This is a genomic window from Pseudomonas sp. GW531-T4, assembly GCF_017349615.1.
Lineage (GTDB): Bacteria > Pseudomonadota > Gammaproteobacteria > Pseudomonadales > Pseudomonadaceae > Aquipseudomonas > Aquipseudomonas chlororaphis_I.
Genome location: NZ_JACMZT010000007.1, coordinates 15,525 through 26,969 on the forward strand (window position 1 = coordinate 15,525; position 11,445 = coordinate 26,969).

At 59.2% G+C, this 11,445-nt stretch carries 13 protein-coding genes; all 13 read right to left on the bottom strand.

What is annotated here, in order from left to right; all coding sequences use genetic code 11:
- Nucleotides 1-3: 3 nt before the first annotated feature.
- Nucleotides 4-1,011, bottom strand: a complete 1,008-nt coding sequence (tssG, locus tag J4D28_RS07265; protein WP_007930277.1) for a type VI secretion system baseplate subunit TssG — start codon at nucleotides 1,009-1,011, stop codon at nucleotides 4-6.
- Entirely contained in the window at nucleotides 975-2,762 is a 1,788-nt protein-coding gene (gene tssF / locus J4D28_RS07270) for a type VI secretion system baseplate subunit TssF (protein WP_007930278.1), read from the bottom strand. Before tssF ends, tssG begins: the two co-directional genes overlap by 37 nt.
- A gap of 65 nt (nucleotides 2,763-2,827) precedes the next feature.
- A complete protein-coding gene (locus J4D28_RS07275; RefSeq protein WP_009051589.1) occupies nucleotides 2,828-3,211 on the bottom strand; it encodes a hypothetical protein in 384 nt (127 codons plus the stop codon).
- Between the two features lie 22 nt (nucleotides 3,212-3,233).
- Entirely contained in the window at nucleotides 3,234-3,572 is a 339-nt protein-coding gene (locus tag J4D28_RS07280) for a hypothetical protein (protein WP_028683644.1), read from the bottom strand.
- On the bottom strand, nucleotides 3,553-4,392 hold the full coding sequence (locus tag J4D28_RS07285; RefSeq protein WP_009051590.1) for a hypothetical protein: 840 nt from the start codon (nucleotides 4,390-4,392) through the stop codon (nucleotides 3,553-3,555). The genes J4D28_RS07280 and J4D28_RS07285 overlap by 20 nt, the downstream gene beginning before the upstream one ends.
- Before the next feature lie 3 nt (nucleotides 4,393-4,395).
- Nucleotides 4,396-4,902, bottom strand: a complete 507-nt coding sequence (locus tag J4D28_RS07290; protein WP_009051591.1) for a PAAR domain-containing protein — start codon at nucleotides 4,900-4,902, stop codon at nucleotides 4,396-4,398.
- 14 nt (nucleotides 4,903-4,916) lie between these two features.
- Nucleotides 4,917-5,324, bottom strand: a complete 408-nt coding sequence (gene tssE / locus J4D28_RS07295) for a type VI secretion system baseplate subunit TssE (RefSeq protein ID WP_007930282.1) — start codon at nucleotides 5,322-5,324, stop codon at nucleotides 4,917-4,919.
- Nucleotides 5,325-5,338: 14 nt separating this feature from the next.
- Nucleotides 5,339-6,814: a type VI secretion system contractile sheath large subunit gene (gene tssC, locus J4D28_RS07300; RefSeq protein ID WP_009051592.1), complete on the bottom strand. Its 1,476-nt coding sequence runs from the start codon at nucleotides 6,812-6,814 to the stop codon at nucleotides 5,339-5,341.
- A gap of 29 nt (nucleotides 6,815-6,843) precedes the next feature.
- Nucleotides 6,844-7,347, bottom strand: a complete 504-nt coding sequence (gene tssB / locus J4D28_RS07305; protein ID WP_007930286.1) for a type VI secretion system contractile sheath small subunit — start codon at nucleotides 7,345-7,347, stop codon at nucleotides 6,844-6,846.
- Nucleotides 7,348-7,380: 33 nt separating this feature from the next.
- Complete coding sequence (gene tssA / locus J4D28_RS07310; RefSeq protein WP_041985148.1) at nucleotides 7,381-8,937, bottom strand: type VI secretion system protein TssA; 1,557 nt, start codon at nucleotides 8,935-8,937, stop codon at nucleotides 7,381-7,383.
- Between the two features lie 631 nt (nucleotides 8,938-9,568).
- Entirely contained in the window at nucleotides 9,569-9,844 is a 276-nt protein-coding gene (locus J4D28_RS07315) for an HU family DNA-binding protein (RefSeq protein WP_003213368.1), read from the bottom strand.
- A 188-nt stretch (nucleotides 9,845-10,032) separates the two neighbouring features.
- The gene (locus tag J4D28_RS07320) at nucleotides 10,033-11,181 is read right to left on the bottom strand and encodes an NAD(P)/FAD-dependent oxidoreductase (protein ID WP_009051594.1); all 1,149 of its coding nucleotides are present in this window, start codon (nucleotides 11,179-11,181) and stop codon (nucleotides 10,033-10,035) included.
- 39 nt (nucleotides 11,182-11,220) lie between these two features.
- Complete coding sequence (locus tag J4D28_RS07325; protein ID WP_009051595.1) at nucleotides 11,221-11,388, bottom strand: rubredoxin; 168 nt, start codon at nucleotides 11,386-11,388, stop codon at nucleotides 11,221-11,223.
- Nucleotides 11,389-11,445 lie beyond the last annotated feature (57 nt).

Consider the following 11,445-nt stretch of genomic DNA (forward strand, 5'->3'; position numbering starts at 1 on the left):
TCCTTAATGAATTTTGCTGCCCAGGGTCACCACGCCGTCCGCGCGTTCGCGGCCGAGCCAACTGGTCCACCCGAGGCGACAGGCGTTCTGCTCACCGATGCGCAGTTCGCGGATTTCTTCCTGGCGCAGGACCAGGCGAATGTCGTAGTCCAGCGGGTCACGCAGGGTGAACCGCACCAGCGCGCACAGCGGCTGGTAGCCGAAACCGATCGGCAGGAATTCGTGGAAGCGCTGCCAGTCGAGCTGGCGGATATGGATGCGGAACTTGCCGCTGCGGTCGCGCACCCGCTCGCCCAGCACCAGGTCTTCGCCGAGCTGGCTGTTGGCGCGACCCAGGCGGTTGCGTTGCTCCTCGAGAATCTCCACCCGCCGCTCGATGCACTGCTCGATCACCAGGTCCGCATGCTTGAAGTAGTAACGCAGCACGGCCTCGATCAGCGCCGCCGAGTGGGCCCGCAGGCTGAGCAGGCCGAGGTACGGCAGCAGGCGCTTCCAGTTCAGTTCCTTGGCCTTGCGGATGTCTTCGCCGCCGAGGCCGATCAGGGCGAACAGCTGGGCGGAAAACGGGTCGAGCGCGCCGCTCTTGAAGCTGGCGCGGTAGCGATACTTGCGCCAGATCGGCAGCATCAGCCGCTGCAGGCGATGGTGGAACAGGTCGAGGAAATTGCGGGTCGGGTTGCCGTCCTCGCTGTCGCCCAGGGCCTGCTCACCGTAGAACGCCGGCAGCGGCGAGCCGGAGCCGAACAGCCCGATCAGGTTGAACCGCAGGCGCGCGCGCATCTGCCCGTGCTCTTCGAAAAACTCCACGCGATCGACGTCGCTGCCAGGGAAACCCAGGCTCGGATTGGCCTGGAATTCCAGCTGGTCGTAGAGATCCTCTTCGCTCAGGCCCGGATGGGAATCGCGCAGCCGGTCCACCACCAGCAGCACGGCCTGGAACAGCGAGTACTCGCGGATGACCCGGGTCAGCCCGCTTAAAGCAGGGGCTGTAGACCCATACGTGGTGTCCATTGGTACACCTCTCCCTGTGTACTTTTTACCCGCAGCTCGTGGTACGAGTTGAGACTGGCGTAAAGAGCGAAAAACTCGTTGAGAACCGAAGCGAAGACGAACATGTCGCCTTCACCGATATAACCTTCCGGATCGATGGTCAGCTCGGTGCGCAGACCGCGCAGCGGCAGGCCCCGGTGCAGCCGGTCGACATGCTCGTGGCGGATCGACTTGAGTCCGCCCAGCAGGCGCTTGCTGACCTTTTCCAGGTGCTGGTCGTAGTAGCGCGGCAAGTCGTAGGTTTCCAGGATCACCTTGAGCGCGTCGACGTTGGCCAGCGACAGGTAGTTGAGCGACATGTTGCTGATCAGCTTCCACAGGAAGTCGCGATTCAGCGGTGGCGCGTAGCTTGAGGTGGCCGGGGTGATGTTGCGGAAACTGAGGAACTCCGGGGTTTCCTCGCACGCCTGGTTGATCTCGCCGAGCTTGAGCCGGCGCGGCAGGTTCTGGTTGGTGCAGGTCAGCTCGATGGACAGGGTTTCGTGGGCCTCGGTGTGGCGGATGCCGAAGCTCAGGTAGGTGTCCAGGCCGTCATGCAGCAACGAGGAGCGCTGGCGGATGCTGTAGTGCGGGCGGCTTTGCGGGACGTCGAAACTCGGGTCGTGCTCGAAGGATTCGAACGGCACATATTCCTGGTAACCCAGGCCGCCGGGCTTCCAGCCGGTCACGGTTTCCACCGAGAACACGCCGCAGTTTTCCAGGTCGTACTCGGCCGGCAACAGCAGGTACTCGTCCTGCTTGCCATCGAGACGGATCGGCAGCGCGTCGTGCTTGAACAGGTTGGCGATCGGCGTGCAATACAGCTTCACGTTGTCCAGGGTCGGCCGCAGGCGCTGGATGCCGCTCTTGCGAATGTCGAAGCGCACCTCAAGGCCGTGCAACTGCTTGAGGGTGTCCTCCGGCAGCGACTTGAGCAGGTCCAGGCCGTTCAGGTCGACGAACAGGAACTTGTCCTGGAAGGCGAAATACTCCTGCAGGTAGCGATAGCCACGGAAGGTGTTCAGCGGGTACGGGATCAACGCTTCTTCTTCGGCAAAGCCCACCGGCTGCACGCGGTTGCCGGGCATCTTGAACGACATGGCATTGCCGCTGACACCCGGGAACGGCTTGCCATCCATGCCCAGCGGCACCAGCTCGATGCCTTCGAGGTTGCGCAGCAGGCTCAGGTAGAGCATCTGGCTGATGTAGCGCTCGCCCGCCAGGTGCAGGCGCAGGCGGCTCAGGTTCAGCTCGCCGAGATGGCCGTCGCAGCTCATCTCCAGGCGCAGGCTGAGCAGCGCGCCGTCGCCTTTAACCGAGTAATTCAGCGCCGTCAGGTCCAACGGCAGGACTTCGGTCGGGTAGCAGGTACGGAAGCGGCAGCGCACGTCATCGATGGGCTTGCTCTCCACCGGCGTATCACGCTCCACACGCAGGGCCGGCCCGGACTGCTTCAGCGGGTCGAACTGCAAAATGCTGAACGCCGGCAACGGCCGCATGTAGTTCGGCCACAGCAGGTGCATCAGCGAGTGGCTCAACTCCGGCAGCTCGTCATCGAGCTTCTGCCGCAGGCGACCGGTGAGGAACGCGAAACCTTCGAGCAGGCGCTCCACATCCGGGTCCCGCCCGGCCTGCCCGAGAAATGGTGCCAGGGCCGGACTACGCTCGGCGAAACGGCGACCCAACTGGCGCAGCGCGGTGAGTTCGCTTTGGTAGTAGTGGTTAAAGGACACGCCTGCTTACCTGCTTATGGTTTTTGAGAAAATTTCAGCGCCAAGACATTCAACAACTGCTCACCTCATGAACAGAACGTGCGGTCATCGATCGTCCATTCGCGCTGGGTCCCTTTACTGATCTTTTCCACGTCGCTCAGGTGCTGCTTCAACTGGGCGCCGTCAATGGTCTTGCTCCCGGCGGCATCGCTGATCGTCAGCAAGTAGTTGGCCGGGATCTGCTCGATCACGTCTTCGCCATAGGAGGTAAAGCTCGCCACCAGTACGCGGGAGCCCGCCGCGGAGGTCATCGTTCGGTCCAGCGCATGCATGTTGGAACTGTTGGAAACCTTCATCTGCAAGGGTTCGCCACAACGGTTCTCGACATACACCTGGTTGTTGTAAACCTGTTGAGCCGCACAACCGTTCAGGGCCACAAAAAGCAGGATGAAGCCGGCGAACCTAGTCATCGAATTCGATCCCAATCGATAGTTAAAAAATCTCATAAACAACCCAATCGCCGAACCGGCTCAAACTCACCACAATGAGCGCAAACAAAATAAACGGCTCGAAGCTACCCCTGAAATCTCGAAACTTGACCAAACGAACTGCACTTTTTACAAAATAATAAAAACCGACAACTATCATCGGAAGATAAAGAAAAATACAAACCACAAAAAAAAATGTATACACCGCCTGAGGGAGTAATAAGCCCATAAAGTCGATACTAACCCCCCATGGGGCTTTGGGATCGATAAAGCTCAAAGACAGCATGACAAGAGAAATGAAGATAACGAAATATCGCATCACTTTATCGAAGCCCTTCGTCATAAAGTCGCTTTGCAAGTTCCCGATGCCTTAATTGACCGTCTGCATCATCCCCTGAATAGTAAAAGTGTCCTTGGTTAGTGCCTGACATCTGCCCCGCAAGCTCGGGTGCAACGCCAACCAATTCGGCATCCGTCATCCCGGCATAAATCGGGTCGCCCTTATCCGTCAGGTCAATAATTATTGTTTTGATTATTTTCGGATGCCCGGTTACCGCATCCTTCAAGTCCTGATTGATCGGCGCACCGATGAGAACCAAGTGGTCGACGATAATATCCTTGCGCGCATGATACATAGCGCTACGCGCTGCAATTACCGCCCCCCATGAGTACCCGACAATATTGAACTGTCCAGAAGTCGGAATCTTTTTTGATATGCCAATGGCAGCAAGGGAGAAATCCGCAGGTTGGTTTTCTATAACCGGCATAGTGCTTTTAACAGCGACCAAACCATACAAATCGGTTCTTTCTTTTACAACACCCAGCTGATCATATTCAGACTCTGCAGGCCGACTACTATCCTGATTGTAAAAAATAACCGCTGATGCGTCGGCAAGCATATCAACCATTGGATGGACATACTCATCCGCCCCAGTGATCAGGGATGAGTAGTTTCCGTAAACAGAATTAGCGATGCCTATCTCGGTAAATGCGTTGATCATGTCGGCGTTATAACCACCAATCATCCCAGCGCCACCCAAAAATACGGTCAGCCCTTGCTCAACTACAACCGACTTAGGAATAAGCTCTTTGGTAGGAGAACTTTGCACCGTAGCGACTTTTTTGAAAGTACCACTTGAAGTGTTGATGGTATCAGTGGCCATTCATCAACTTCCCGCTGCTACGTAGACTTCGACTTTCTCTGCTCGCTCATGTCGAGCAAGCCGATGAGTAAGCCCTGCATCATTGGTAATCCCTTCTTCCTGCGTGCCATCTTCGCGAACAAGTAGATATCGGCGATTGACAATCGGAGCTCCCGCCTCATCTGTCAGCGCAAACTGCTCATCAAATCCAGGAATAATCAGCGGTAATGGAGGAACAAACGCCGCCGGCGAATGCGAATTCCCGATAATCACCGTCCCCGACCCACCGGTAACGATATTTCCATGAGTCCCGACCGAATCAACCGTGGCCGCCGGCTTGCCATTGATCAGCACGGTGGTTGCCAGGGCGCCGGACATCGCGCCGCCACAGGCCGAGGCATCGCCCTGGCGGGCGGCGGGCAGGCCGTCAAAGAACACATCGCCGGAACCGGCGGCGATCGGGTTGGTTGCATGGCCGGGGAGCGGGCAGGCGGTGGGGTCGCTGACGCGTGCTGCGGGTTTACCTGACATCGTCGTTTCCTTGCTTAACTGACCTTGACCTGACCGCTGCCATCCAGGCGCGCGGAAAAACTGACCTGGCGCTTGAACCCGTCCACCTCAAGCAGGCCTTCGATATTGAAAGCCAGCTTGAGCTGATCGTGATCGCGCGGCAGGGAAACGACACGCACATTGCTCAGACGCGGTTCGTAGGCTTCGATGAAGCTTTCGATGGCCAGGCGGGCCTGGCTCAGGGCGTCGTGCAGGCTCAGGCGCATGTCGTTGAGATCGGGCAACCCGTAATCGGACAGCGTCTGCACGCTGCCCGCACGGGTGCTGAGCATCTTGCCCAGATGGGCAGCCACCGACGCCATGGCGGAAACCTCGCGGCTCCAGCCGACACGCTTGTCGGCCTCGCCACTCAGGCGTTCGAAAAGGCTGCCGTATCCGGTCATGACCTAGCTCCTGGTTACTCTTTGTCCAGCTTGCCAACCAGCGACAGGGTGAAATCGGCACCCATGTACTTGAAGTGCGGACGCACGTTCAGGCTGACGCGGTACCAGCCCGGCTCACCTTCCACATCGCTGACGATGATCTGCGCGGCGCGCAGCGGACGACGGCCACGGACTTCGGCGCTCGGGTTTTCCTGGTCGGCGACGTACTGGCGGATCCACTTGTTGAGTTCCAGCTCGAGGTCGGTACGTTCTTTCCACGAACCGAGTTGCTCGCGCTGCAGCACTTTCAGGTAGTGAGCCAGGCGGTTGACGATCATCATGTACGGCAGCTGGGTGCCGAGCTTGTAGTTCAGCTCCGCAGCCTTGCCTTCGGCGCTGATGCCGAAGAACTTCGGCTTCTGCACCGAGCTTGCGGAGAAGAACGCCGCGTTGTCGCTGCCTTTGCGCATGGTCAGGGAGATGAAGCCTTCCTCGGCCAGTTCGTATTCACGACGGTCGGAAACCAGGACCTCAGTCGGGATCTTGGTTTCGATTTCGCCCATGCTTTCGAAGTGGTGCAGCGGCAGGTCTTCTACCGCGCCACCGCTCTGCGGGCCGATGATGTTCGGGCACCAGCGGAACTTGGCGAAGCTGTCGGTCAGCTTGGTACCGAAGGCGTACGCGGTGTTGCCCCACAGGTAGTGCTCGTGGCTGTTGGCAACGGTTTCCTTGTAGACGAAGGATTTGACCGGGTTCTCTTCTGGATCGTACGGGTTGCGCAGCAGGAAGCGCGGTACGGTCAGGCCGATGTAGCGCGAGTCTTCCGACTGGCGGAAGCTCTGCCATTTGGCGAATTGCGGGCCTTCGAAGTGGTCTTTCAGATCCTTCAGGTCCGGCAGGCCGGTGAAGCTTTCCAGGCCGAAGAACTTCGGACCGGCCGCGGCGATGAACGGCGCGTGGGACATGCAGGCAACGCTGGACACGTACTGCATCAGCTTCACGTCTGGCGAGCTTGGCGACATGAAGTAGTTGGCGATGATCGCGCCCACCGGCTGGCCACCGAACTGGCCGTATTCAGCGGTGTAGATGTGCTTGTACAGGCCAGACTGCATCACTTCCGGCGAATCTTCGAAGTCGTCCAGCAGGTCCTGCTTGGAGACGTTGAGGATTTCGATCTTGATGTTTTCGCGGAAGTTGGTGCGGTCGACCAGCAACTGCAGGCCACGCCAGGCCGATTCCAGGGACTGGAAGTCTTCGTGGTGGAGGATTTCGTCCATCTGGCGGCTGAGCTTGGCATCGATCTCGGCGATCATGCGGTCAACCATGGCTTTCTTGACCGGCTCACCATCGTTCTGAGGCTTGAGCAGCTCTTCGATGAAGGCCGACACGCCGCGCTTGGCGATGTCGTAGGCTTCGTCGTCCGGAGTCAGGCGGGTTTCGGCGATGATGCTGTCGAGAATGCTGTACTCGCCGTTCTCGTTGCTTTTCTGTTGTGCTGCACTAGTGCTCATAGTGTTTGGCTTCCTTGACTGATAGAGACTCAGGCTTCGGTGGCTGCGGCGTTCAGGCCCAGCTCACCGAGTACACGACCGCGCGATTCGTCGTCGGCGAGTACGCCTTCGATGGCTTTACGGAATGCAGGGGCGTTACCCAGCGGACCCTTGAGGGCCACCAGCGCGTCGCGCAGTTCCATCAGTTTTTTCAGCTCAGGCACTTGCTCGACCAGGCTGGCCGGGTTGAAGTCCTTCATCGAGTTGACGCGCAGCTTGACCGCCAGCTCTTCGGTGTCGCCCTCTTCCTGAAGACGGTTAGGCACGCTCAGCGTCAGGCTCAGCTCCTGCTTGGCCAGCACTTCGTCGAACGTCATTTTGTCGATGCTGATCGGCTTGCGGTCTTCCACTTTGCGCTCGTCCACGCGCTGGGTGTAATCACCGATTGCCAGTAGCTTCAACGGCAGTTCAATCTCTTCCTGAGCACCGCCGGTGGCGGGTTTGAAGGTGACGTTGATGCGTTCCTTGGGGGCTACCGAGCCTTCTTTGGCCATGGCTTTTCTCCTTGCGGTTGTTGGCCCTGGGGCCTATTCGAGTACCACTTCGAGGTCGAGGTGGCACAGCCTGCGATAAATCTCTTCCTTGCGTTCTCGCACTGCGTGGTTCTGCGGCAACAACTCACAGCAGCTATGCAGGAGGTGCAGCACTTCCAACGCAAGATCCGGCTCCCAGGCATGCAGGCCCGAGCTCAGTAATTCTTGATCAAGGGTTTCAAGCTGGGTCTTGGCCAGTTCGTATTTCTTGGCCATGAAGCACAGCCGCGCCAGGCTGAACTGCCAGAAGAACCGCACCCGCCCGCCGTGGGCGTTCTGCAGGCCTTGCTTGAGGACCTGCACGGCGGCCTTGAGGCCGTCCTTGCGCAGGATCGGCAAGACCTCTTCGAGGGCTTCTTCCCAGGCCGGCTGGCTGGTGGTCGCTTCGACCTTGCGCGGCGCACTGGCGCTTTGCAGATGGGGCATGACGTGAGCGCTGATCCAGCTGCGGGTGGCCGGATCGGCAAAAGGCGCGCCGTCGTGGAAACGCAGTTCGACCACCCCCGGCAGACGCTGCAACAGGAGTGCGAAGTGAAACTCCACTTCGCGCATCGCCTGGTCGGCGTTCAGCCCCTGCAGGCATTCCCAGACCATGCGCTGGCCGTCGAACCAGAACGGCGCCCTGGCCAGGCTGGCTTCGAGCTCCACCAGCAGGTCGGCGTACTGCCCGTTGGTAAAACGTTCCTGATAGGTCTTGAGCTTGTCGGCCGGCAACCCGCGCAACGCGGTGATCTGCTCGGCATTGCGCTCCGGGACGGCATCGATGGGCAACCACAGCATGGTGCGGTTCAGGCGCAGGGCGCGCACATCGGTGGCCTTCTGCTTGAGCCACCAGGCGCTCAGCGGCCGGGCGTTTTCCTGCAACGCGCGCAGGGCCTTCTGCGCTTCCTTCTCGTTGTCGATCGGCGCGCCGGGCGTGAACAGCTGGGTCGCGGCCTGCTTGACCTGCGCCACCACCGCGCCCACGGCGCCGGGTTCCGGCTGGTTGTCGGCGGCGCGCTGGACCATGGTCGACAGCCGCCGGCAGATCGGCAGCAGCAAGGGCGCGTTGTCGCCCAGATGCTCGGTGAGCACGGTATCGAGCCCTTCCAGGTGTTCCACCAGACGGCGGAACAGCGGCAGTTGCTCCTTGATCGCGATGTTTTCGCCCAGCACCTGCTCGAGACGCGGCACCAGCCAGCCGATGGCGGCAGCCCGGGTACGCAGTTTGGCGGGGTGGATCTGCGCCCAATGCTGTTCGCACAGGTGCTGCAGAAGACCAAGGCCGGCCAGCAGGCCGGGGAAGGATTCACGCTGATACAAGGCCCAGGTGAGCCAGGCGGCCACCCGCAGATCCTTGGACTGGATACGCAGCAGCGCTTCACTGTTTTCGAGGATTTTCAGCCAGTCGATCTGGCCGCTTTCGTGCATGGATTGGGCTTTGCCCAGCTCACTTTCCAGTGCCTCGTATTCGCTGGAGAAGCGAACGTCCTCGCCCGCAAAACTCTCTTTGGAAACAGAGGCCTTGGCGAGGTCGAGGTAATGGGCAGAAAGTTTACTTGAGTAGGACATCCATGGCCTTTTTTGAGATTACGGTCTATACGCACGCGAGACTTTTTTCACGTGCTGGACAGTATCGAAGAGCGTACTCATCCAATTGAGCCTGCTCTTTCAAGAGCGCGCATCGTAATCAGTATGATGGCCACTAGCAAGCATCCCTTCAAACGACAAGACGAACTGTCATCGGCTGCTCGTAAGAGATTGCCTTATATATGACAGGGGTTCCCCTTAGGCAGTCAGTTGAATCCCTATTTCAACCAGAAACGCTGGGAGCCGCCGGCCAGAGCCTTGCGCGATATAAACCAGAGAACGATTCAACGATTAAGGGACAATGCCAGACAGAGTCGAAAAGTGCCGGATACGGGAACAATCTTAATTTTGAACTTTTATAAAAAAGTGCAGTCCGCGTACAACACCTAACTTTGAAAAGTGCCACCAATATGATGGCACTCGAGACGGTAGTTTGCTATCGCAACAATCTGTATGTTTTTTGAACAGTACAGATGGAGTTCTAACGAAACTTGCTTCATGCATTCCTGTTCTTTATATACGGAAAAGCCACCCATAAAAAATGGGCATCCGAAGTATCGGCTTGCCCATTTTTCAATACGGTTCTCCCTGCTATCGAGGGAGTTCGCAACAGTTATGGATTGACGCTGTCTTTCAGCGATTTGCCTGGCTTGAAGGCTACGGTGTTGCTGGCCTTGATCTTCACCGGCTCACCGGTTTGCGGGTTCTTGCCGGTACGGGCGCCACGGTGACGCTGCAGGAAGGTTCCGAAACCTACCAGGGTGACGCTGTCTTTACGATGCAGGGCGCCGGTGATTTCTTCGAGAACGGCGTTGAGAACGCGGTTGGCTTGCTCTTTGGTCAGATCCGCTTTTTCAGCAATTGCAGCGGCGAGTTCTGGTTTACGCATAGTGAAGCCTCTTTGACGGTTTTTTGTTGTTATGTCCGTGCTGTTCTTCCGGAACAGCGCCCAAGGCGCCGCAGGCTCTACTCTGCGGCAGACGGGTGTGAGGATGGCACGCGGTTAGGAGTGGCGCCAGTCTCTGCGCGACCTTTGTAGCGGCAAACACATGATTATTCCGACAGAACGACCGGTATTTAGGCCAATAAGCCGGGAAGCTCCTTGTTCAGGGCCAATTTCTCCATGACCGCGGCCCCGGTCAGGGCATAACCCAGCAGCTTGCCGCTGGCATCGCGGCACAGCGCCTTGATGTCGGCGCCCTGCCCCTCGACCGCCCACACGCCTTCCAGGCCGCGTGGCGGTGGCGAAACCACCAATGGACAGACCGGGGTTTTCACGGTGATCGGCATCGGCCCGTAACTGACTGCCGTCGGGTTACCCGCCAGGGTTTGTGCCAGCGCTCGCGCACAACTCATGAGGGGCATGACGTACAGCAAATTCAGCCCATCGACCTCGGCGCAGTCGCCCAAGGCATAGATGTTGGCGTGGGACGTCTTGAGATGCCGGTCCACCACCACCCCGCGGTTGACCATCAACCCCGCGGCGGCGGCCAGGTCGATGCGTGGGCGCAGGCCGATCGCCGACACCACCAGATCGCAGGCGATCACCTCGCCGTCGGACAGATGCGCTTCGAGGCCATCCGCTGTGCGCTGCAAGCGATTGAGCACCGGCCCCAGGTGGAAGCGCGCGCCCAGGCTTTCCAGCCCGGCCTGTACCGCGGCAGCTGCCGCAGGATGCAACAGCGTCGGCATGACCTGCTCGCAAGGCGCTACCAGGTCCACTTCATAACCGCCGAGGATCAGGTCGTTGGCGAACTCGCAGCCGATCAGGCCGGCGCCCAGCAGCAACACCCGGCGCTTGCCGGCCGCGGCCGCGCGAAAGCGCGCGTAGTCTTCCAGGTCGTTGATCGGGAAGATCAGGTCGCCGGCATCGCCCTCCACCGGTACGCGCACGGTTTCCGCGCCCCAGGCGAGGATCAGGTCGCGGTAGTTCACCGCTTCTTCACCAATCCACAGGCGCTTGTGGCCAGGGTCGATGCCGCTGATGCGGGTATGGGTGCGCACCTCGGCCTTCAACTGCTCGGCCATGGCGCCGGGCTCGGCCATGCTCAGGCCGTCGGCTTCCTTGTTCTTGCCGAAGCCGGTGGAAAGCATCGGCTTGGAATAGGAACGTCCGTCATCGGCGGTAATCAGCAGCAGCGGCGTTTCGCTATCGAGCTTGCGAAACTCTCGGGCCAGGTTGTAGCCGGCCAGCCCGGTGCCCACGATGACGACAGGTGCGTTCATTCCTTACTCCTTCAGGTTCAGGGGATCACCAGGTTGTGATCAGCCGATCTCGATCATTTCGAAATCCATTTTGCCGACTCCGCAATCCGGGCAGAGCCAGTCTTCAGGCACGTCTTCCCAGCGGGTACCGGGCACGATTCCGTCGTCCGGCCAGCCGTCGGCTTCGTTGTAGATCAGGCCGCAGACCACACATTGCCACTTTTTCATTTACGCGTTTCCTCAGGTTCTCAGGCTGTTGCCGGCGGGATGGTCGATGAATCGACT

Coding starts and splice junctions, on each gene's coding strand:
- tssG (WP_007930277.1), bottom strand. CDS start 1,011: ATGGACACCACGTATGGGTCTACAGCCCCTGCTTTAAGCGGGCTGACC.
- J4D28_RS07275 (WP_009051589.1), bottom strand. CDS start 3,211: ATGACTAGGTTCGCCGGCTTCATCCTGCTTTTTGTGGCCCTGAACGGT.
- J4D28_RS07280 (WP_028683644.1), bottom strand. CDS start 3,572: ATGACGAAGGGCTTCGATAAAGTGATGCGATATTTCGTTATCTTCATT.
- J4D28_RS07285 (WP_009051590.1), bottom strand. CDS start 4,392: ATGGCCACTGATACCATCAACACTTCAAGTGGTACTTTCAAAAAAGTC.
- J4D28_RS07290 (WP_009051591.1), bottom strand. CDS start 4,902: ATGTCAGGTAAACCCGCAGCACGCGTCAGCGACCCCACCGCCTGCCCG.
- tssE (WP_007930282.1), bottom strand. CDS start 5,324: ATGACCGGATACGGCAGCCTTTTCGAACGCCTGAGTGGCGAGGCCGAC.
- tssC (WP_009051592.1), bottom strand. CDS start 6,814: ATGAGCACTAGTGCAGCACAACAGAAAAGCAACGAGAACGGCGAGTAC.
- tssB (WP_007930286.1), bottom strand. CDS start 7,347: ATGGCCAAAGAAGGCTCGGTAGCCCCCAAGGAACGCATCAACGTCACC.
- tssA (WP_041985148.1), bottom strand. CDS start 8,937: ATGTCCTACTCAAGTAAACTTTCTGCCCATTACCTCGACCTCGCCAAG.
- J4D28_RS07315 (WP_003213368.1), bottom strand. CDS start 9,844: ATGCGTAAACCAGAACTCGCCGCTGCAATTGCTGAAAAAGCGGATCTG.
- J4D28_RS07320 (WP_009051594.1), bottom strand. CDS start 11,181: ATGAACGCACCTGTCGTCATCGTGGGCACCGGGCTGGCCGGCTACAAC.
- J4D28_RS07325 (WP_009051595.1), bottom strand. CDS start 11,388: ATGAAAAAGTGGCAATGTGTGGTCTGCGGCCTGATCTACAACGAAGCC.